This is a genomic window from Enteractinococcus fodinae (genome assembly GCF_031458395.1).
Classification (GTDB): Bacteria; Actinomycetota; Actinomycetes; order Actinomycetales; family Micrococcaceae; genus Yaniella; species Yaniella fodinae.
The window spans coordinates 2,319,833-2,337,699 of sequence record NZ_JAVDYJ010000001.1 but is presented as its reverse complement, the minus strand read 5'-3'; the positions used below and the strand labels follow the sequence as shown (position 1 = coordinate 2,337,699).

Annotated in this window: 21 protein-coding genes; 11 read left to right on the top strand and 10 right to left on the bottom strand. The window is 57.9% G+C overall.

Annotation, left to right across the window (positions count from 1 at the left end):
- Positions 1-7: 7 nt before the first annotated feature.
- The 6 genes from J2S62_RS10895 to J2S62_RS10870 form a co-directional block, all read right to left on the bottom strand.
- On the bottom strand, positions 8-1,378 hold the full coding sequence (locus J2S62_RS10895) for an aspartate aminotransferase family protein (protein ID WP_310174618.1): 1,371 nt from the start codon (positions 1,376-1,378) through the stop codon (positions 8-10).
- A 243-nt stretch (positions 1,379-1,621) separates the two neighbouring features.
- Complete coding sequence (locus J2S62_RS10890; RefSeq protein WP_310174616.1) at positions 1,622-2,389, bottom strand: ABC transporter permease; 768 nt, start codon at positions 2,387-2,389, stop codon at positions 1,622-1,624.
- Positions 2,386-3,111, bottom strand: a complete 726-nt coding sequence (locus tag J2S62_RS10885; protein WP_310174615.1) for an ABC transporter ATP-binding protein — start codon at positions 3,109-3,111, stop codon at positions 2,386-2,388. Before J2S62_RS10885 ends, J2S62_RS10890 begins: the two co-directional genes overlap by 4 nt.
- A 59-nt stretch (positions 3,112-3,170) precedes the next feature.
- Positions 3,171-3,989 carry an ammonia-dependent NAD(+) synthetase gene (gene nadE / locus J2S62_RS10880; protein ID WP_310174613.1) on the bottom strand — a complete coding sequence of 273 codons (819 nt, stop codon included), beginning with the start codon at positions 3,987-3,989 and terminating at the stop codon, positions 3,171-3,173.
- Positions 3,990-4,002: 13 nt separating this feature from the next.
- Positions 4,003-4,944 carry a hypothetical protein gene (locus tag J2S62_RS10875; RefSeq protein ID WP_310174610.1) on the bottom strand — a complete coding sequence of 314 codons (942 nt, stop codon included), beginning with the start codon at positions 4,942-4,944 and terminating at the stop codon, positions 4,003-4,005.
- Between the two features lie 3 nt (positions 4,945-4,947).
- Positions 4,948-5,766, bottom strand: a complete 819-nt coding sequence (locus J2S62_RS10870) for an exodeoxyribonuclease III (RefSeq protein WP_310174608.1) — start codon at positions 5,764-5,766, stop codon at positions 4,948-4,950.
- 111 nt (positions 5,767-5,877) lie between these two features.
- Here J2S62_RS10870 and J2S62_RS10865 point away from each other — a divergent pair, with 111 nt between their 5' ends.
- A complete protein-coding gene (locus J2S62_RS10865; protein ID WP_310174606.1) occupies positions 5,878-6,831 on the top strand; it encodes an HIRAN domain-containing protein in 954 nt (317 codons plus the stop codon).
- 1 nt (position 6,832) lies between these two features.
- Here the strand turns inward: J2S62_RS10865 and J2S62_RS10860 are convergent, their stop codons facing one another.
- Positions 6,833-8,011 (bottom strand): FAD-binding domain, encoded by a 1,179-nt coding sequence (locus tag J2S62_RS10860; RefSeq protein ID WP_310174604.1) that lies wholly within the window; start codon positions 8,009-8,011, stop codon positions 6,833-6,835.
- Positions 8,012-8,187: 176 nt separating this feature from the next.
- Between J2S62_RS10860 and J2S62_RS10855 the strand changes: the two genes are divergently transcribed.
- The gene (locus J2S62_RS10855; RefSeq protein ID WP_310174601.1) at positions 8,188-8,772 is read left to right on the top strand and encodes a CueP family metal-binding protein; all 585 of its coding nucleotides are present in this window, start codon (positions 8,188-8,190) and stop codon (positions 8,770-8,772) included.
- Between the two features lie 15 nt (positions 8,773-8,787).
- On the opposite strand, the gene J2S62_RS10850 is transcribed toward J2S62_RS10855, so the two are convergent.
- Together J2S62_RS10850 and J2S62_RS10845 are read right to left on the bottom strand one after the other, a co-directional pair.
- The gene (locus tag J2S62_RS10850) at positions 8,788-9,030 is read right to left on the bottom strand and encodes a hypothetical protein (protein ID WP_310174599.1); all 243 of its coding nucleotides are present in this window, start codon (positions 9,028-9,030) and stop codon (positions 8,788-8,790) included.
- Between the two features lie 143 nt (positions 9,031-9,173).
- Positions 9,174-9,623, bottom strand: coding sequence for a hypothetical protein (locus J2S62_RS10845; protein WP_310174596.1), 450 nt, complete (start codon positions 9,621-9,623; stop codon positions 9,174-9,176).
- Between the two features lie 122 nt (positions 9,624-9,745).
- On the opposite strand from J2S62_RS10845, the gene pyrE reads away from it, so the two are divergent.
- From pyrE to J2S62_RS10820, 5 genes are read left to right on the top strand one after another with little or no spacing between them, the layout of a single operon-like run.
- The gene (gene pyrE, locus J2S62_RS10840) at positions 9,746-10,306 is read left to right on the top strand and encodes an orotate phosphoribosyltransferase (RefSeq protein ID WP_310174594.1); all 561 of its coding nucleotides are present in this window, start codon (positions 9,746-9,748) and stop codon (positions 10,304-10,306) included.
- 30 nt (positions 10,307-10,336) lie between these two features.
- Positions 10,337-10,645 carry a hypothetical protein gene (locus J2S62_RS10835; protein ID WP_310174592.1) on the top strand — a complete coding sequence of 103 codons (309 nt, stop codon included), beginning with the start codon at positions 10,337-10,339 and terminating at the stop codon, positions 10,643-10,645.
- Positions 10,642-11,283 (top strand): TrmH family RNA methyltransferase, encoded by a 642-nt coding sequence (locus tag J2S62_RS10830; RefSeq protein WP_310174590.1) that lies wholly within the window; start codon positions 10,642-10,644, stop codon positions 11,281-11,283. Before J2S62_RS10835 ends, J2S62_RS10830 begins: the two co-directional genes overlap by 4 nt.
- A 41-nt stretch (positions 11,284-11,324) precedes the next feature.
- Positions 11,325-12,347 (top strand): class II fructose-bisphosphate aldolase, encoded by a 1,023-nt coding sequence (fbaA, locus tag J2S62_RS10825; RefSeq protein WP_310174588.1) that lies wholly within the window; start codon positions 11,325-11,327, stop codon positions 12,345-12,347.
- Complete coding sequence (locus tag J2S62_RS10820) at positions 12,348-12,683, top strand: hypothetical protein (protein WP_310174586.1); 336 nt, start codon at positions 12,348-12,350, stop codon at positions 12,681-12,683. It abuts the gene before it with no gap.
- Here J2S62_RS10820 and J2S62_RS10815 read toward each other — a convergent pair.
- Positions 12,680-13,168 carry an FABP family protein gene (locus J2S62_RS10815; RefSeq protein ID WP_310174584.1) on the bottom strand — a complete coding sequence of 163 codons (489 nt, stop codon included), beginning with the start codon at positions 13,166-13,168 and terminating at the stop codon, positions 12,680-12,682. The genes J2S62_RS10820 and J2S62_RS10815 overlap by 4 nt on opposite strands.
- Before the next feature lie 131 nt (positions 13,169-13,299).
- Between J2S62_RS10815 and J2S62_RS10810 the strand changes: the two genes are divergently transcribed.
- From J2S62_RS10810 to J2S62_RS10795, 4 genes are all read left to right on the top strand, one after another.
- Positions 13,300-13,488: a hypothetical protein gene (locus tag J2S62_RS10810; protein ID WP_310174582.1), complete on the top strand. Its 189-nt coding sequence runs from the start codon at positions 13,300-13,302 to the stop codon at positions 13,486-13,488.
- Between the two features lie 284 nt (positions 13,489-13,772).
- The gene (locus tag J2S62_RS10805; protein ID WP_310174580.1) at positions 13,773-14,996 is read left to right on the top strand and encodes a glycosyltransferase; all 1,224 of its coding nucleotides are present in this window, start codon (positions 13,773-13,775) and stop codon (positions 14,994-14,996) included.
- Positions 14,968-15,717 carry an HAD-IIB family hydrolase gene (locus tag J2S62_RS10800; protein ID WP_310174579.1) on the top strand — a complete coding sequence of 250 codons (750 nt, stop codon included), beginning with the start codon at positions 14,968-14,970 and terminating at the stop codon, positions 15,715-15,717. The genes J2S62_RS10805 and J2S62_RS10800 overlap by 29 nt, the downstream gene beginning before the upstream one ends.
- A gap of 84 nt (positions 15,718-15,801) precedes the next feature.
- Positions 15,802-17,772 (top strand): BCCT family transporter, encoded by a 1,971-nt coding sequence (locus tag J2S62_RS10795; RefSeq protein WP_310174578.1) that lies wholly within the window; start codon positions 15,802-15,804, stop codon positions 17,770-17,772.
- The last annotated feature ends 95 nt before the right edge of the window (positions 17,773-17,867 follow it).

Below are 17,867 nucleotides of genomic sequence, written 5' to 3'. Positions count from 1 at the left end.
AAGTCTGTCAGCCTTGATAGTGCCGGTCGGCGAGTGCGAGCGCCTGATCCAGCAGTGCGAGCCCTTCTCGCATGATGTCGTCTGAAGTATTCAGTGGTGGGACCACGTGGATGCGATTGAAGTTCGCGAAGACGAGCAGGCCCAGTTCCTTACACTTGCCGATGACCTCGCCCATGGCAGGTGAGCTCCCACCGTATGCTGCCAGTGGTTCCTTGGTGTCGCGGTTCGTGACCAGCTCGACTGCCCAGAAGCAACCGACTCCACGCACATCTCCGACCGATGGGTGCTCGTTTTTCAGTCGCTCGAGTTCAGGTCCAATGACCTCACTGGCTAGGCGAGTCGCGTTTTCCAGCATCTGTTCTTCTTCCATCGCTTCGATAGCGGCAACAGCTGCAGCGGTAGCCAGCGGATGGCCGGAGTAGGTGAGTCCACCCGGGTACACGCGCTCGCGGAAGGTGTTGTAAATGGCTTCATTGATGACCACGCCACCAAGCGGTACGTAGCCGGAGTTCACACCCTTGGCAAAGGTAATCAGATCCGGCGTGACGTTCCACAGGTCGATGGCGAACCAGGTGCCGGTGCGCCCGAAGCCGGACATGACCTCATCGGCGATAAAGATGATGCCGTATTTTTTGGTCAGTTCGCGGACGCCTGCCATGTAGCCTTCTGGCGGGACGTAGATGCCCGCAGTGCCCGGTACCGATTCAAGGATCAACGCCGCGATGGTCTCGGGACCTTCCAGCACGATGGTCTGCTCAAGATGCTCGAGCGCACGCTGGACTTCTTCTTCCTCGGTTTCGGCGTGAAAATACGAGCGGTACGGATAACAAGGCATGAAGTGTACGGTGCCGTGCGTGGCGGTATCGGAGGCGAAGCGCCGCGGGTCACCGGTGACGTTCACGGCCAGATCTGTACCACCGTGATAGGAGCGGTAGGCAGAAAGGACTTTGGACTTGCCGGTGTGCAGACGCGCCATGCGAATCGCGTGCTCATTGGCATCGGCTCCACCGTTGGTGAAGAACACGTGATTCATGCCTTCGGGAGCGCGTTCGGCAATTAGTCGAGCGGCCTCGGAACGAGGTGCTGAGACATGGGCCGGGGCAATCGTGGCGATGGTCGCGGCCTGTTCTTGGATGGCCGCCACAACCTTGGGGTGTTGGTGCCCGATGTTGGTGTTGACCATCTGCGACGAGAAATCGATGTAGCGTTTACCATCGGCATCCCAAACGAAAGAGCCCTCGGTCTTCACCACTGTCAGCGGATCTAACGCGTCCTGGGCTGACCAGGAATGGAATACATGTTTACGATCCAACTCGTATGCTCGCTGGCCCTCGGCTTTCATAGCCTCAGTGATTTCAGATGTATTCGCTAGACTCATGAAACTTCCTTTGCTGGTTTTGCCGGAAACCGAGGTTGACGCCTGCATGGGACGGTGCAGCCCACGTGCGATGAATACTACTCACCATCATCGTGCCATGTGACGCACATCTCGATACACTGACACTTCGTAAGAAAATGCCTAGTCAGTTCTTACACTATGCCTATGATGCAACTCATAGTAAAGGGGTACAGGCGGTATATTTATCGAGCTGTGCAAGGAGGGTATTGAGCCTACTCAGCACTAGCGGTGCAATTGAAGACGCTGCCAACTCAGAGCGGTCAGAACTGCAAAAAGAGCCGGGACGATCACGACGGTGGCAAGCTGTCCGAGATGCACGGCCTCGGGCATGATCGCCCACAGTGCTGGTGCAGACAGTGGAAACCACGCTGCGCTGTCTGGGGCAGCGATGACGGTAACTTGTGCGATCACTAAGACCACAACGGTGGCTGCGATACCAGGCAGAGGCCCACGGCCCAGAGTGGCGACCCAGGCGGCCGGGAAAGTCAGCAGACCGGTCAGTACGACCAGGACTAGCAGGCGTCCGAGCTGCAGGAGTATCTCGCTGGTCAGCGGACCGAGATTCAACGCGAGGCCGCTGACGAGGATCAGTGCTGTCAGACCGATCGATACGGCCACAACCCACAGCATCAGAACCCCAAGTTTCGCCAGGGCAATGATGGATCGCGGCACGGGCAGGGCGAAGAGACCGCTGATGGTGCCGTCGGTAAATTCTCGCCCGAACATCCAGCTCATCGCGATCCCGATGGCCAGCAGTCCACCGGCAGCGATGACCTGAGCGGTGATCCCAATGAGCAGCAGCCAGCCGGTGGTGTCAGCCAGGGGACCAAGTTTTGCCAGCACCTGCTCATCGCCAGAGTTGACGCTGATCGTGAGCGCGATGGCCAGTATCGTAATACCGACCATGAGCAGGATTGCGGTGAGGTGCAAAACCCGAGATGCCCGGGCTTTGCGGAGCTCAACGTATAGGGCAGTGCGAAGCGCTTTCATGAGGCCCTTAGCTCATCGTCAGCGTGGACCATCTGGAAGAACGCGCGCTCCAGATCTGGTGTGCCAGGCTCAAGTTCCCCGATCATCCGGCCATAATTGAGCACCCAGATGCGGTCTGCAATCCGCGCAACTTCATCCAGGTGGTGACTGGAGACGAGGATCGCAGCACCCTGGTCTGCACGGTGCAAGCGGAGCTTTCGTAAGCGCAGCACGCCCGCCGGATCTAAGGTATTTGTGGGTTCGTCAAGGACGACGAGATCCGGGTGGTGCTGCAAGGCCGCTGCTAGACCTACGCGCTGGCGATTGCCCTGCGATAGGCGTCGTGCCGCCACGTGACGGTATCGTTCCAGCCCTAGGTCGGTGATCGCGGCGTCTACCGAATTGGGGATCTGTGCTGTTTCGATCCCTTTGAGTCGGGCCGCCAGCGCCAGGTTTGTTGCAGCATCCAGTTCTGGATACGCAAACGGTTGGTTCACCAGATGCCCGACCCGCCGCCACGCACCGGGCGGGAGATTAGCCAGTGAGACTCCATCGAAACTGATCGTGCCCTTGTGCAGCCGAAGCATCTGCAAGATTGCTTGAATGAGCGTGGTTTTTCCCGACCCGTTGAGCCCGAGCAGAGCGTGAATCTCACCGGCATTTACCGTGAGGTCTACACCAAAAAGACCGGCATCCTCACCGAAGACGAGGGTGGCATGCTGGATGCTGAGTCGCTGAACCACATGCACCCTCCTTGTCTCTCGGCAAGACCTACGGTGTTAATAGCTTCGCCCTGTGCTGTTTACTCCCACCAGGTATCTGATGGGCGAACGGGCAGACGGCGTTTATGTTCAGACCGCTTATACGTGGTTTCGAGTTTCTCGCGGGCTTCGTCCGGGATCGATTGACCTAACAGGTATGCATCGATATTTGCATAGGTCATGCCCAGTTCGTCTTCGTCGGTTTGGCCTGGATTATCGGTCAACAGATCTGCGGTGGGGACTTTCTCAATGAGCCGTTCGCTGGCACCCAGGCGGGTCCCCATGTTCCGAACCTGGGTTTTAGTCAGTCCGGCTAGTGGCATGAGGTCTGCTGCGCCGTCACCAAACTTGGTGAAGAACCCAGTCACTGATTCGGCGGCCTGATCGCTGCCGACCACCAGCGCATTGTATTGACCGGCGATCGCGTATTGGGCGACCATGCGCATCCGGGCTTTGACGTTGCCGAGGTTGTAGTCGGTGGGCTCTTCACCTAGGGCGGCGGTGAACGCTTCGCCGATCGCATCGGTGGCGGAGCCGATCTGCAGTTCGATGTCTTCGTCGGGTTCGATGAACTCGATGGCCGCCATGGCATCGTCGGCGTCGCCTTGGACATGATAGGGGAGCCGTACGCCCCAGAATTTACCCTTCCAATCAGGATTCACCCTGCGGTATTGTTCTACGGCCATTTGGCAGAGCCGACCGCCAACGGTCGAGTCCACTCCGCCGGAGATCCCCAGCACGAGTCCGTTGGCGCGGGTGTGGTGCAGGTAGTCCACCATGAAGTTCACGCGGCGCACGATTTCGGAGTCTAAGTCGATGTCAGCTTGGACTCCCAGGGTGTCAATGATGTGTTGTTGCATGTCGACCTTCCTGCTAGTTGGCATGTTCATACCGTTGTATGCGCTCCCATATGGCTACCGCTTCTTGGTAGTGTTTGCGCATGGTTTCGGCTGCCTGATTAAGCATAGCCGGGGGTACGCTGGGTAAGAATGCGTCATCGTCGTCTTGGATTTCATCGTCTAGTTTCCAGACCCGTTCAAGGGCCTTGTGACCGCGTTCCAAAACTTCGCCGGCGGTGTCGGGCCAGGCGTAGCGACTCAGCGCACCGTAATCGAGTTCGACAAGTCCTTCGATGGGGTGGCCGCGGCTGCGCCATCTGTTGAGCCAGCTCTGCACATGGTCCACAGAGCGCCGGTAGGGGTGGTCTTGTCCGTCGGGGCCATAGAAGGCCATCAGTCGGTTGACCCAGCTGAGTTGCGTGACCGCAGCGTCCAGGTCGCGCACCCGCCGGACAACCGGCGTGCCCCCGATGATCATTTCCTCGACGAGGTCGGTTTGGTGTGATGGCACCGTCCCGCAAAAGGCCGCTAACCAGGCTAGGGAGACATTCCACAGTTGCATATAGAAGTTTGGCAGCGGCCGACTGATCAGCCCCGCGTCTGCCTGCAGTTCGGCGATCTTTTCTAGTGTTTCGACAACGTTGGGTGGGACAAGCCGCTCATAGAGCGTGTCATCGTAGTATTCCCGCCGCATCGCCACGGACTCGAACGCCGCTCGCGTGAGATATTCGACGTGAAAAAGTTGGTGCGGGGTCCCGCCCGGGTCTTGGGCTTCGATGACCCGGATAATCGGTGGGTCGGTGTCGCTGGGGGCGAGTCGGAATGCATCGGGCCGAAGCCTGCGGTTGAGGCGTTCCGCGGCTTCGGCCTCGATATCGGCACGTGACAGTTTCGTCGCGGCGCGTGCCAGCCCGTGAATTCTGGCCGGCAGCTGCTCCAGGGGGACATAGACCCGCAGAAACGTCAGGTGCCGCATGATTTAGCCCAGTTCTGCGACCACTGGCACGTGGTCCGATGGGCCCGGACCCTTCCTGGCTTCGCGGTCAATCCAGGCGTCGGTAACATCATTGGCCAGATGCTGGGAGGCCAGAATGAAGTCGATGCGCATGCCCTGGTTCTTGGGGAACCGCAGGCGCTGGTAGTCCCAGTACGTGTAGGTTTCGGGTCCGGGATGCCGTGGACGAACCACATCGACTAGGCCGGAGTCTTCGAAGGCTCGGAATGCTGCACGTTCGGGTTCTGACACGTGGGTGAGTCCGTTGTTGAGGAAGAATTCCATGTCCCAGACGTCTTCGTCATAGGGTGCGATGTTCCAGTCACCGGTCAGTGCCACACGAGTTGTGTCGGTGAGATCTTCGGTGACATGGTTGTGCAGCGCATCGAGGAAGCGCAGCTTGTACTCCATGTGCTCGTCTTCCAGGGAGCGACCGTTAGGAACGTAGAGACTGTAGAGCCGAAACGGTTCGACATCGGTGTTCTTCGTCCCGACCGTCGCTGAGATCGCGCGAGCTTCGACCTCCGGGTCGACACCGTTTTTCCCGAACTCTGGCTGACCTGCAAAGCCATATTCGACATCATCCAGACCAACCCGGGAGGCAATGGCCACCCCGTTCCACTGGGAGATCCCGAAATGGGCCACCTGGTAGCCCATCATTTCGAACATGCCCCAGGGGAAGTTCTCATCCCGGCATTTAGTTTCCTGGATCGTCAGCACATCGGCATCGGTTTCATCCAACCAGTCTTCGACCCGATCAGCTCGGGCGCGCAGTGAATTCACATTCCAAGTCGCAAATTTCATGTACTCAACCCTACCGGTGACTGATCGTTAGATCGCTGCGGTGTGGAAAGCTTACGTTGTTGAACTCCCAGCACGGGTGCCCACCAAGTGTTGTGCCGGTACCCTAAAGGTATGGGGTTTCTCGCAACGGTGATGGTCTTAGTACTGGTGCTCTATTGGCTGCGCTCGCGTGCACGAAAACAGTCCGTTGAACAGTACTCGATGCACTCTTTTGGAGGGGGTCAACAGGCAGCTCAAGAGGATTCCGCGTCCGATGACGAGATCACGGTAGTGCATAGGGAACTGCCGGAGAGACTCGTGGATCTTCGAGACGGTGCGGAACGCTCTTTTCGAGTTGTGGGAGCCAGCCACTGGGTGGACAGAGATGAGATCTGGCAGTATCACATTGATGCCTTTTTCCTGCACAGGGAACAGGACAACATTCATGATGACAATGCGATAGCGGTTTATGGCGGAGACCGGAAGTTTGGTTACATGAGCGCGGGCATGGCGGCACAGTACGCTCCGTTGCTTGATCAAGTTGGGCCAGATTTCATCGTTGCTCGATGTGATGGAGACTTGGCGCGCATGCGATTTGGGCTGCCACGCATACCTACGCTTCGAACCCTCATCAACGAGCAGAAGATTCGCTACTGGATGTTGGACTACGCAGAGTTAGAAGCTACCGCTTTGCTCTCCATAACCCTTCCGTCGCCAGGCACAGAGGCGACGGGTGGTTACCCGCGCATCGCCGGGCCCTATAACAACGGGGACCAGGTTTTTGGCTACTATGAAGGTTTCGCTACTGACCTTCGAGCAGCTGGGACGCCGCAGGTCTCCTCACTCAAACGAAGTACCATCACGAAGGCCATGCAAGATGTTCGTATTGGGGACCAACTTTCGCTCAGGTCTGCTAACAATACCCTGACAGTCTTCAAGCGGGGCCCTGTTGGTCAGGTGCATTGGAAAGACCACAAGGATGTGTTTGACGGTGGGCTGCTAGAAGTTCAGCAGGTCTTCATTGATATCTATGGCAACGTCGTGAACTGTGGAGGCAAAGCGAGACCGGCTAAAGGGGTACGTTGAATCAAGCGCCGTGCGGCCAGGTGGGCAGTTCGATTGGGTCCTGCAAGACGCGACTCGACGCCAGTCGGCTCACAAACGGTAGCGACATCAACTTGAACATGCCGTTGCGGAACAGCAGTTGTCGTCTATTTCGAGGTGCAAAGAAACTCGCGGTACCCAGGGCCGCATCCTGTTTGTCTCGGACCATCGGTGCTAGCTGGCGCTCGTAGGCGCTAAACGCAGTGGCGTAATCGGAGTCCTTGTCAGCGAGTTCGGCTGCGAGGACATACGCCTCGATCATGGCCAGTGCGGAGCCCTGACCTGCCAGCAGTGACGGGCACGCTGCCGCATCACCAACCAGCACGACACGACCGCGTGACCAGGTCGGCATCCGGATCTGGCTTGCCTTATCGAGATAAAAGGTGCGCGCTTCTGGAAGCCGCGTCAGGATTTGCGGCACTTCCCAACCCACGTCACGCAACTGCTCGAGCAGTAATTGCTGTTGGGCTTCGATATCGTCGGGGATGGGGCCGTCGTGGCGAAACGTGAAGAAAAACATCGTCGCGCCGTCACGGAGGGTGAACCGCAGCGCTTGCGCACCCACTTCGGTGTGCGTGATTGCTACGAGCTCCTCACGCGGGTCATACCCCTCGACGTCGAAGGCCGCGACACTAAACCCGAGGTCCTTGGCAAACTGGTCTTCGGGGCCAAATACCAGACGACGCACCCGCGAATGCAGTCCATCCGCGCCGACCACAAGATCAAACTGGCGGGTGGTCCCACTAGTGAACGTCACCTGAACACCCTCGTCATGATCATCGAGCGCTGCCACAGAATCTCCAAAGAGAATCTCGACATCCTTCAGAGTGTCAAAGATCGCTGCCGCTAGATCCGCACGGGCAATGCTAATGAACCGGTCACCGATCGGACCGAGGAAGCTGCGTGGATCAAGCCGGGCTATCTGTCGGCCACCTCTGGACACTTCGCGCAGTGCTTCCATGTGATAGCCGACTTCGTGGAGCGTCTCTACGATGCCCATCCGCTCGGCCACTTCGTACCCGGCGCCCCAGAAATCAATGAGGTAACCACCCTGACGCAACTGTGGGGCACGTTCGACCAGCGTGGGCTCGTGACCTGCGCGTTGTAACCAGTAGGCCAGGCTTGTTCCCGCGATCCCGGCGCCCGAAATGAGAACTTTCATGAGGGCTCTCTATGGAGAAGGTGTTAGGGGAATTTCATTCTACGGTGTCAGGGTACAGCGGATCCATGGAACTTCCGACAACGGCGAAACCAAGGGATTAGCTGCTCGAGCGCGGAGCTATAAGACGTAGAATAAGGCACGTTGCCAGAGCCATCCTGTCACTGTGGAGGACCAAAATGAGGAAGCGTACACTGCGTGGTGCCGGTGCATTGTTAGCAGCCGGGCTGGTATTCACGGCTTGTGCTGATGGCGGTGACCAGTCTTCTGCTGCAATGGAGTCCTCCCAGCAGCAGCTCATCGCAGCTCACGGGCTTGAGAACATGGATGCGGTCGAGGTCATCGACCATCTCGACCGAGTGCCTTTGGCAGAACGGTCCACCGAACTCATGGCTGCGGTGCTACCTGATCGACTGGTACTTAGTTCCGAGACTGAGGAATTCGCGCTGGAACTGCCCGAAGATTCGTTCTATCTGTCGATCGCTCCCTTCGTGAACTACACCCATGAGTGCTACTACCACAGCCTGACCACCTGCGTCGGGGAACTCAGCGAAGAAGATGTCCACGTCACCATTACCGATGACTCCGGCGAGGTCCTGGTTGATGAACAGCGCACGACCTTTGACAATGGGTTCGTCGGAGTGTGGGTGCCAACCGGTACCAGCGGCACCATTGAGATCAACTACGCAGACATGACCGGCAGCACCGAGTTCGCCACCGACGCTGAAGCAGCCACCTGCATCACTGATTTACAGCTGAGCTAAGGGACAAGCGACGACTTACAGCAAGACTGTGAGCTCGCAGGTCTCATTCACAAAGTCTGCGGCGTCGTCGATCTTTTGAATCTCTTCTTCAGACAGCGCTGCGAGTTCTTCTTTCGCTTGGAGTGCCGCTTCTTCGTCATTACCCGTCAATGCTTCGAGCTTGTTCAGCAGTGGTTGGAGCTGAATAAGCGCATCTTTGAGTTCTCCCTCACTGTGTTCAGCAAGGGCGCTGACATCGTCGTAGGTAGCAGCTAACACGTTCGACGTGTTCTCATCTTCGGGGTCAGCTTCAATAATGCGCTGTTCATATTCTTGAAGTTGAGAGCACGAGTCGTTGGCTGCAGCATTCCCACAGCCAACGAGCAGGAAACTGCCGAGTAACGGCAGCGCCAGGGCGCGAATTAGAGACCGCCCTGCTGAGCGCCGAAGACTGGTCCGCAGTATGTGTTGATGACGTTGCTGGCTTCTTCAAAGCTCATGCCGTCAACTTCCACACCGCTGGGGTCGCTGGCCTGGAGGGCCGCGACATCGTCATTCAGGGTTTCAGCCATGTCGTTGAACTGAGCAGCTTGGACCTGGAGTGCGGTACGCAGTTCACCGTCGCGATCAAAGGAGTGCTGGCGCAAATCCAAGGCAGCTGATTCGATCTGGAAGGCAGCACGGGAATCTGCGCCAGAGGCTTCGCGAATACCGCCGACCGCTTCGGTGGCTTTGGTAGATGATGCCTGCAGCAGGCCGCAGGTTTCTTCCTGCTGGCGTGCATCATTGGCCGCGTCATCAGCACATGCGGTCAAGCCAAGACCCGCAACTGCGGCGATGGCTGCGATTTTGCCCAAGGATTTGATCGACATGAAGGTTCCTTTTCGTGAATGTCGGTAAAACTGCTATTCCGTACTGTACCCGAGCCGGTGTGAGCGGTTGGTGAATGCAACCTAAGAGGAAGAGGGTTACCGGGCATCGTAGGATGGAGCCCATGACCCATGATCTAGACGCCGACCGCGCGCGGCTTGCCGAGCTCATCCGTGAACTGGCCGTGGTCCACGGCAAAGTCACGCTCTCCTCCGGCAAGGAAGCTGACTACTACATTGACCTTCGTCGCATCACCTTGCACCACGAAGCCGCCCCCTTAGTCGGGCGCGTGATGCTGGGACTCCTTGATGAGGCCGGTATCTCCTTTGAGGCCGCCGGTGGGCTGACCATGGGTGCCGACCCGGTTGCGACCGCGCTCATGCACGCTGCCGGCGACCGCAATATTGATGCCTTTGTGGTGCGCAAAGAACAAAAAAGCCACGGGATGTCCCGCCAGGTCGAAGGCCCCTCGGTGGACGGACGCAAAGTTGTCATCCTCGAAGATACTTCTACGACCGGCGGCTCTGCGCTGACCGCGGTCGAAGGCGTGCGCAAAGCCGGCGGCGACATCCAAGCCGTGGCCGTGATTGTCGACCGGGACACCGGCGCGGCCGAACACGTGGCCGAACAAACCGGCGTGCCCTATCTCTACGCGTTTTCCAAAAACGATCTGGGCCTGGACTAAGTCCTAGCTCAGCACATGAAAGGACCTGGAATGGCTGAAAAGAAACCTGAACCAACTGCCGGACTCGTTGTGACCGGCATGCTCGGCGGTTTTGTGACCGGTCGGATCACCAAGCAGCGCCCACTGGCCGGCGTCGTGCTCGGTGCGGCTGGTATTGCTGCCGGACGCCGCTGGTACCGCAACTCCGGTGCCGGAACCACCGCGCTGCTGACCGCTATCTACCTGGGCGCCTTTGGCGCCTCGCACCCGCTGGCCAAAAAGATCGGTGCCTGGCCATCCGTGCTGACGTCCACTGCCGCGGCTGCAGGGGCCGCACGGGTGCTGAACGACACCAAATGACCACTGAGCACCGCGAATCCGGCTGGGAAGACCGCGAAGTAGGGGTCGGTCCCTGGCAAGGGGACTGGCCCGAAGGCGACCACTGGGATCCAACCCTGCTAGCTGAAGGCGATCGCCGCAACGTGGCAGACCACTACCGCTACTGGACGGTCGAAGCCATCGTCGCTGATCTGGACACCAAGCGGCACCCGCTGCATATCGCGATTGAAAACTGGCAGCACGACTTCAACATCGGCACCGTGGTGCGCACCGCCAACGCATTCAACGTTGCCGGGGTGCACATCATCGGCCGTCGTCGCTGGAATCGTCGCGGTGCGATGGTCACCGACAAGTACATGCACGTCCACCACCACCCAACAGTCGAAGACTTCGTGAACTGGGCGAACGCCGAGTCGTTGCCGATACTCGGCGTGGACCTGTTCCCGGATTCGGTGCCAATTGAAACCTTCGAGTTCCCGGAATCCTGTGTCATGGTCTTTGGGCAAGAAGGTCCCGGGCTGTCCGAAGAGATCCACGAGGCCGCTGAAGCCACCTTATCGATTGCCCAATACGGTTCCACCAGGTCGATTAACGCCGGCAGTGCCGCGGGTATTGCGATGCACTGTTGGATCCGCCAACACGGCGCCGCTGTTCGCTAGACTTACCAAAGAATCACAAGTTTCATACTCAAGGAGCTTTCATGGCTTTTGCCACCCCAGACCAGTACGCCGAGATGATCGACGCCGCCAAGACCGGCGGGTATGCGTATCCTGCGATCAACGTGACCAGCTCACAGACCCTCAACGCAGCGCTGCGCGGGTTCGCCGAAGCAGAATCCGACGGCATCATCCAGATCTCCAACGGTGGGGCAAAATACTTCTCTGGCTCCAATATCAATGACATGGTCACCGGCTCGCTGGCGTTTGCCGCATTCGCTCGCGAAGTCGCTAAGAACTACGGTGTCCGCATCGCCATCCACACCGATCATGCGATGCGCGACAAACTCGATGATTGGGTTATCCCGCTGCTAGATGCCTCCGAAGCAGAGGTCAAAGCCGGCCGCGACCCCATCTTCCACTCTCACATGTGGGACGGTTCGGCAGAAACCGTGCCGGATAACATGCGCATCGCCGAACAGCTGCTCGAGCGCACCGCCTTCAACAAGCAGATCCTGGAGATCGAGGTCGGCGTCGTCGGTGGCGAAGAAGACGGCTATGCAGCCGAAATCGATGAGAAGCTCTACACCACGGTCGAAGATGCCATGGCCATCGTCAACGCGTTGGGCACCGGCGAAAACGGTCGCTACATCACCGCGCTGATCTTCGGGAACGTCCACGGTGTTTACAAGCCGGGCAGCGTGAAACTGCGCCCTGAACTGCTCAAAGAACTCCAGGACGCCGTTGGTGAGAAGATCGGTAAAGAACGTCCATTTGATCTGGTCTTCCACGGTGGCTCCGGCTCATCGGCCCAGGACATCGCCGATGCGGTGTCCTACGGTGTGATCAAGATGAACGTCGACACCGACACCCAATACGCGTTCACCCGTCCGGTGGTCTCGCACATGTTCGAAAACTACGACGGTGTGCTGAAGATTGACGGCAACGTGGGCGATAAGTCCAAGTACGATCCACGCTCCTGGGGCAAAGCAGCCGAAGCCAATATGGCAGCTCGTGTGGTTGAGGCCTGCCAGAACCTGGGCTCTGCTGGAAAATCGTTGAAGTAAATGACAAACACAAAATGGGTACAGATCAGCATCTATGTACCAATGGGCAATGCTGAAGCCGTCCGCACCGCGCTAGCTGAAGCCGGTGCCGGACGACTCGGTAACTACTCCGGAGCGAGCTGGTCGACCACCGGGGTAGGACGCTTCACGCCAATGGAAGGCGCCAATCCCAGAATCGGACATATCGGAGTGCCATCCGATGTGCCCGAACATAAAATTGAGGTGCTCGCGCCGCGTGCGATTGCCCGCAGCGTGATCGAAGCAGCTATCGCAGCGCACCCCTATGAAGAGCCGGCCTATTTTGTCACCGATGTGTACATGGCCGATGAGCTCTAGCTGACCTTGTGCAGTTCGGCGCTGAGATGCTGCTGCATTTCTTCGCCGACTGCCGCCATATCGAACTCGTGGTAAAACGCGGTGCGCGCCGGGTTAAACACATAGTGGCGCATCGTGTTCTCCACCCACTTGGCCGTGGTGGTGTTCCGAACTTCCGAATACCCCAGCACAATCGTCAGACTGCCATCGTCGTTGTCGGTCGCGGTGCCTTCTAGTAGTTCCGTTTGGCCCGTCGGTTGGGCCAGCACAAACTCAATATGACCGCTCGCTTGCGGACGAAAATAGCCAACCTCGGTGTGCATTGGGCCGTGATCGGGGTTGGCTGTTTGCTGTTCGTACACTAAAAACGGTTTACCCGGCACCGCCGTAAACGTCACCGTTTCGGTGTACTGAAAGTCCTCAATGGTGTCGTAGCGGCCACGACCGTGACCTTCCCACGTGCCAATCATAAATTCATACGGGGCGATAAGCTCATGCAATGTCATAGGGCCCATTAAACGTCACCGAGTAGCCACTGCCTAGGACTCATCACTTCACGCCCGGGTTGGCAACCTGCCACCTATACTGGTGATCAGCATCATATTGGTGCCACACCTAATTTTCGGAGGACCGCATCATGGAGCACATCCCTTGGTTCGCGTGGATCGCGATAGTTGGCATCGTTGTGTGGGGGATGGTGGCCGCTGTCGGTAGCATCACCGGTCGACCCCATCAGGCGCGTCGTGGTGAGTGCGACCACGAAGACGTCGAGCAGCTGAAACGCCGCATTGAACAACTCGAAGCGCAGCTCTATCGAGGCGCTTAATCTTTCATCTCTATGAGGAACGGCATGAGCTGAGCGCTTTGCGCTAATGAGGCTCAAGTTTGTCGCCCCGTTTGTTTTCCCCTTCCTTCCTGGCTGCCGCATGTCATATTAAGCGCAGATCAGCTATTAGCTGGTGAAGCGTTGAATTTTCGCAATTCAAGATTCTAAGGTTACAAATGACCAGCTAGTTACTAGAAATAACTTCATAACGTCTTGAACTGTGACCCTCCGGTGGTGTGCCCAATTGGGCGCGAAAGCTGAGCTGTATTGGAAGGTGAAATGACATGACGAAGAACGTACTCCTGATATCAGACCACGGAGACCCACTCGCAGAATTGGGTGGGGAACAAGAAGGCGGACAGAATAACTACGTATTGCATCTGTCGCTTGCACTGGAAAAAATTGGATACACCGTGGATGTGGTGACGCACTGGAGCAATCCGTCGTTACCGCAACGGGAATCCTTTTCAGATAACTGCCACGTCATACGGATCTCGGCGGGTCGCAGAAAATACTTATCAAAGAACGCCATGTACGATGTCCTGCCCGCGTTCTATAACGAGATGACCTCAGTGCTATCGATGGATTCTTATGAGCTCGTCCACACGCACTATTGGTTGTCGGGACTCCTTGGTGAGCGGTTGCAGCGCGACTACGGTGTGCCCTTTGTGCACACGTCACATTCGCTAGCAAAAGCCAAACAGTTTGGCACCGGCAAACTCGATACCCGCCGCTTCGAAGCAGAGCGGCAGATCCTCCGCTCGGCCCAAGCCGTCATCGCGACCACGCAATACGAAAAAGACCTCATTCAAAGCTTCGAACCGGACTGCGCCCCGATCCTGGTCGCGCCCTGTGGGGTCAACGAGATTTTCGCACCAATTCAGAACGCGCAGGATCCGAACCAGCCCGTCACCTTTCTCTACGCCGGCCGACTCGTGGAAGAAAAAGGTATCTTCACGCTGTTGTCAGCGTTCCGCGACTTCACCGAGCGACGCCAGAGCCGCACCAATGCACAGCTGATCATCGCCGGTGGGGAGAAATCCAGCATCGACCTGAAGAAACACCTGCCCCGAGACCGCAAACTGAAAAAATACGTCAACGGGCTCGAAAACTCGGTCAAATTCATCGGTCCGCAGTCACCAGAGGCACTGGCGAAGCTGTTCAATCAAGCTTCAGCCACCATCGTGCCGTCATATTATGAATCCTTTGGCATGGTCGCCGCCGAGTCGCTGGCCTGCGGCACACCTGTTATTGCGTCGCGGACCGGCGGGTTACAACACGTCGTCGAACACGGGACGACCGGCTTGTTGGTCGAGCCTCGTAGCTCCCGCCAGCTCGCCTCGATGATGGGCCTGATTGCGGGAAGCAAGCGGTTCACCGAGACCCTGGGCCACAATGCTGCACGGGCGGCCGAGGAGCGGTTCCGGTGGGATGCCATTGTCGAAGACATTGACGAGCTGTACATGGAGGTCAGCCGGGTTGCCACAAACCAAGCTGTTTATCACTGACCTCGACGGCACCCTGGCTGGCGATGCGGCTGCCCTGAGCCAGTTCAAAGAATTCTTGAACGGCTTTGAGCAGCCGCCCCGGTTGGTCTACGTTACCGGGCGGCACCTACACTCCGCACTAGAACTCATTGAGCACGACGAGTTGCCCCAGCCCGATACGCTGATCACCGATATCGGGACGGCGATCTATACGGGCCAGACGCTGCAGGAAGATCCTGAATGGCGCCAGTACATGCAGCAAGACTGGCAGCCCGAAGCGATCCTCGATAACGGAGCAAAGTTCGGTGGGCTGACGGTGCAGGATCTGCCGAACACCAAACGCATCTCGTTTTTTGCCGACGATGCCGAAACTGTCCGCGCGTTTGAAAGCGAACTGATCCACAATGACATCGCGCACAAGCTTATCTTTAGCGCGGATACCTTTGTCGATGTGCTGCCCCGCGGCAGCGGCAAGGGGAATGCCGTGAACTTTGTGCTCGACCGGTTCTATCGTCCTGACGCTGACATCCTGATCTCAGGCGACACCGGCAATGACGCTGAAATGCTGGAGCTGGGCTATCCAGCGGTCATTGTTGGCAACGGCCACCCAGAACTGGATTACTTACTGGACCGGCCAACGGTGTATAAAGCCACCCGGACCCATGCCGCCGGGATCCAAGAAGGCTGGGAACACCACCACGGCCAACTGACCCGTCAATCGCTGGCCACACGCTCGACATAGCTACCGGACCACAAGGCAATTCGCTACCCTTGCTATGTTGAACGGCAACGCAGGGTTGTCGGCAAGGTGACGAAAGGTGCCACTGTGGCCGAGGAAAACACACCACCACAACAGGCAAAAGGGGCCAACGGCAAAAAGGCAGACCAGCGAGCCGCTCACTCGCTTTCCTCGTGGGACTATGTGCGGCCGACCTACCCGCATGCGATCCACCCCGGACTAGTGCCGGGGATCAGCGTGGATGAACAACGCCGGCGCTACAGTGTCGACAAGGTCGTCTTCAGTGTGGCTGGGGTGCTGACCGTCGCATTTGTGATCTGGGGACTCGTCAATCCCGCCAACGTGGGAGAAGTCGCCGGAGCAGCGTATAACTGGGTCACCAACAACCTCAGTTGGCTCTTTAGTGCGGTCGCAACCATCGTCCTGGTCAGCCTCTTAGCGCTGGCTGCCACCCGGTACGGCAAAATCCCGTTGGGCAAAGACGGAGAGAAACCCGAATTCTCGACTTTCTCGTGGGTTGCGATGCTCTTCGCGGCAGGGTTGGGTATCGGTGTGATGTTCTGGGGACCAGCAGAACCGCTGACCTACTTCATCAACCCACCACCGCTGACGAATGCGCCTGAATCCACCGAAGCCATGCAATTCGCGCTGGCGCAAACATATTTTCACTGGGGCTTCCACGCCTGGGCGATGTATGCCCTCGTCGGCGGCGCAGTGGCATATGTGGCCTATCGACGAGGCCGCAGCTTGCTGATGTCTTCGATCTTCCGCCGGTTATTTGGTGGTAACTATACCGACGGGTTCGCCGGTCGAGTGGTCGATATCTTTGCCATCATCGCCACGTTATTCGGTACCGCCGCCGCCCTGGGCATCGCCGCATTACAAATTGGCGAAGGGGTCACGATTGTCACCGGGGTTTCGGAGATCACCAACACCGTGCTTGCCATTGTGATTACTGTGTTGATGATTGGTTTCATATTGTCCGCAGTCTCTGGTGTTGCGCGCGGTATTCGCTACCTGTCGAACATCAATATCGTCTTTACCCTCGGGATCGTGGGATTTGTGTTCCTGCTCGGCCCGACCTTATTCTTACTCAACCTCATCCCATCCGCCGCGATCGAATACGTCGGCTCGCTATTTGATCTCATGGCACGCTCGGGGGCGTGGGGCCAGGAAACCGTCGACTTCCAGTCAGCCTGGACGGTGTACTACTGGGCTTGGTGGATCTCGTGGTCGCCCTTCGTCGGGATCTTCATCGCGCGCATTTCGCGGGGCCGCACCATCCGGCAATTCATTCTCGGGGTTATTCTCATCCCGTCGTCGCTGCTTATTGTTGCCTACGGGGTGATGGGCGCTTCTGCGATCTGGATGTACCGCGAAGGCGCACCGGGCTTCCATGATGACATGGCCGTCCCGCAGGTGCTGTTCACGATGGTGGGGAACCTGCCGTTTGCCGAGTGGATGCCCTATCTGATCATGGTGGTGTTGGCGATTTTCTTCATTACCGCAGCCGACTCCGCATCCGTGGTGATGGGGATCCTCACGACTCGTGGCCGACAAGACCCACCAAAAGTCGTCGTCCTCTTCTGGGGCCTGGTCATGGGCGGGATCGCGATGGTCATGTTGCTCCTGGGTGATGAGACCGCGCTCGAAGGCCTCCAATCGCTGGTCATCATCACTGCGGTACCGTTTGCGATCATCATGTTGCTGATCATCGTGGCGTGGATTCAAGAATTGCGCACGGACCCCTTCGCGCTGCGCTACCGGTATGCCAATAATGTGGTGCGGCAGGCAGTTCGCGAAGGCATTGATATGTACGGTGACGATTTCCGGCTGCGGGTCGTGCCGTCAGCACCCGGAGAGGGCGCGAGCGGCGGCACCGATTCAGCACACGAAGACTACACGGCCTGGTATCAGCGCTTCGATGAGAATGGCGAACCGGTCGGTTATAACTTCGAAACTGGTGAATGGGAAGACGGCTGGGATCCCGATACCGGCACGATCCCAGCCCAATCAGGTACTGAGCAGCGTCAAGACACCCCCGAACGCCCCTCCTAAACGCCACGGGGCGCGAGAACGGGGCCTTCTGTTCAGCATGCCTGCCCGAGTAGATAGCGAGCGAAAGGATATGCGTACCGCTCAGAACGCCTGTG

Excerpts from the sequence above, each read along its gene's own strand:
- pyrE (WP_310174594.1), top strand. The coding sequence starts at position 9,746 with ATGACCCATGATCTAGACGCCGACCGCGCGCGGCTTGCCGAGCTCATC.
- J2S62_RS10835 (WP_310174592.1), top strand. The coding sequence starts at position 10,337 with ATGGCTGAAAAGAAACCTGAACCAACTGCCGGACTCGTTGTGACCGGC.
- J2S62_RS10815 (WP_310174584.1), bottom strand. The coding sequence starts at position 13,168 with ATGACATTGCATGAGCTTATCGCCCCGTATGAATTTATGATTGGCACG.
- J2S62_RS10875 (WP_310174610.1), bottom strand. The coding sequence starts at position 4,944 with ATGCGGCACCTGACGTTTCTGCGGGTCTATGTCCCCCTGGAGCAGCTG.
- J2S62_RS10845 (WP_310174596.1), bottom strand. The coding sequence starts at position 9,623 with ATGTCGATCAAATCCTTGGGCAAAATCGCAGCCATCGCCGCAGTTGCG.
- J2S62_RS10855 (WP_310174601.1), top strand. The coding sequence starts at position 8,188 with ATGAGGAAGCGTACACTGCGTGGTGCCGGTGCATTGTTAGCAGCCGGG.
- J2S62_RS10890 (WP_310174616.1), bottom strand. The coding sequence starts at position 2,389 with ATGAAAGCGCTTCGCACTGCCCTATACGTTGAGCTCCGCAAAGCCCGG.
- J2S62_RS10805 (WP_310174580.1), top strand. The coding sequence starts at position 13,773 with ATGACGAAGAACGTACTCCTGATATCAGACCACGGAGACCCACTCGCA.
- J2S62_RS10870 (WP_310174608.1), bottom strand. The coding sequence starts at position 5,766 with ATGAAATTTGCGACTTGGAATGTGAATTCACTGCGCGCCCGAGCTGAT.
- J2S62_RS10895 (WP_310174618.1), bottom strand. The coding sequence starts at position 1,378 with ATGAGTCTAGCGAATACATCTGAAATCACTGAGGCTATGAAAGCCGAG.
- nadE (WP_310174613.1), bottom strand. The coding sequence starts at position 3,989 with ATGCAACAACACATCATTGACACCCTGGGAGTCCAAGCTGACATCGAC.
- J2S62_RS10820 (WP_310174586.1), top strand. The coding sequence starts at position 12,348 with ATGACAAACACAAAATGGGTACAGATCAGCATCTATGTACCAATGGGC.
- J2S62_RS10830 (WP_310174590.1), top strand. The coding sequence starts at position 10,642 with ATGACCACTGAGCACCGCGAATCCGGCTGGGAAGACCGCGAAGTAGGG.
- J2S62_RS10865 (WP_310174606.1), top strand. The coding sequence starts at position 5,878 with ATGGGGTTTCTCGCAACGGTGATGGTCTTAGTACTGGTGCTCTATTGG.
- J2S62_RS10860 (WP_310174604.1), bottom strand. The coding sequence starts at position 8,011 with ATGAAAGTTCTCATTTCGGGCGCCGGGATCGCGGGAACAAGCCTGGCC.
- J2S62_RS10810 (WP_310174582.1), top strand. The coding sequence starts at position 13,300 with ATGGAGCACATCCCTTGGTTCGCGTGGATCGCGATAGTTGGCATCGTT.
- fbaA (WP_310174588.1), top strand. The coding sequence starts at position 11,325 with ATGGCTTTTGCCACCCCAGACCAGTACGCCGAGATGATCGACGCCGCC.